This is a genomic window from Pseudomonadota bacterium (assembly GCA_010028905.1).
Lineage (GTDB): Bacteria > Vulcanimicrobiota > Xenobia > RGZZ01 > RGZZ01 > RGZZ01.
Genome location: RGZZ01000791.1, coordinates 1 through 1,469 on the forward strand (window position 1 = coordinate 1; position 1,469 = coordinate 1,469).

The following is a 1,469-nucleotide window of genomic DNA, read 5'->3' on the forward strand; positions in this document are numbered from 1 at the left end:
GTCCTGCACGCCGGCTTCGCCGACTACGTCGACGACAAGGATGTCATCCACCACGATCTGGAGAGCTTCGATGCACCCCGACGTCACTGATCTGCTCACCACCATCGGCATTCGCGCCGATCGTGAATCCCTCGTCTCGCTCTTGAATGACGCGAAGAAGGAATCGCTGTCTGCAGACGTGTTGTTCGTCCGCCTCGTCGAGCTCGAGCGCGCCGAGCGCGACCGCCGCAACCTCGCCCGCCGCACCGTCGCCGCCACGATCGGCGATTGCGCGGCGCTCGACCGGTTTGATTGGGCGTGGCCACGCTCCATCGACCGCGAGCTGTACACGAGTCTCTGCGCGCTCGACTTCATCGACCGCGGCGAGAACGTGCTCTTCCGCGGACCCACCGGCGTCGGCAAGAGCACCCTCGCAAAGAACCTCGGCAAGCTCGCTCTCGCTCGCGGCTACAGCGTCCGCTGTGTCTCCCTCGTCGGCGCGCTCGGCGACATTCTCGGGCAGGAATCGATTCCCGCCGCGCAGCGGAGAATCAAGCGGTATTTGCAGCCCGACTTGTTGATCCTCGACGAGCTCGGCTACCTGCCCCAGGACACGCGGGCCGGCGACGCGCTTTACAACATCGTCGCCCAGCGCCACGAGCGGGCGTCGACGATCATCACGACGAACAGGCCCTACAAAGAGTGGGCGCAGGTCTTCCCCAGCGCCGCCTGCATCACCGCCCTCGTCGACCGATTCGCGCAGCACTGCCACACGATGGACATCGACGCCGACACCTGGCGCGGCCGCCCGCGCGGCGCCGCGGTCACGTCGACGACGAGGTTGAAGACGAAGCAACGACGGCGGTGAGCGCGGAGCCAGCCGGCGAAACGGAGCGCGGCTCTGCGGAGGCGCACCCGCGCAAGGGATAGCCGGACGACGGTGCACAAGGTGCAGACGTCGTCGGGGACTTCTTTCGTCCCCCGCTGCACCGGAGCCATGCCTTCCAAACCTCGGGGTCCGGGGCTGGCCCCGGGGCTCGCGCAGCCGCGCGGACGGGCGCGACCGGCACTGTCAGTTCTCTCCGGATTTCACTCGCCGTCTACACGTCACGCCCAGACGGCGCGCCACGGGAAGGGCGCCGAGAACAAGGACTACGAGCGCATCGGCTCTGAATTCCACCGATGGGTACGCGACAAGAAGAGCGAGCTCGGCCTCGAAGGAACCGACGCGTTCTCGCGCTTTGTGCACCGTGATCTCGACTTCTATGCGCGGCACGCGCTTCGCATCCATCACGCGGGGCAGAAGTTCACCGAGGGGCTGGAATCGATCTATTTCAACCAGCAGCGCAGCTTCACCACGCAACGGCAGCTGCTCCTTGCGGCGATTCAGCCCAGTGATTCAGCGGCTGAAGTCGAGCGGAAGCTCCGCCTCGTTGCCGACTATCTCGACATCTGGCTGACGCGGCAAACCTGGAACAACAAGGTCACGG

At 66.0% G+C, this 1,469-nt stretch carries 2 protein-coding genes; both read left to right on the forward strand.

The annotated features are described in order from the left end of the window. Positions 1-40: 40 nt before the first annotated feature. Positions 41-847: an AAA family ATPase gene (locus tag EB084_25325; protein ID NDD31586.1), complete on the forward strand. Its 807-nt coding sequence runs from the start codon at positions 41-43 to the stop codon at positions 845-847. Positions 848-919: 72 nt separating this feature from the next. After that, on the forward strand, positions 920-1,469 hold a 550-nt coding region (locus EB084_25330), incomplete at its 3' end, for a hypothetical protein (GenBank protein NDD31587.1).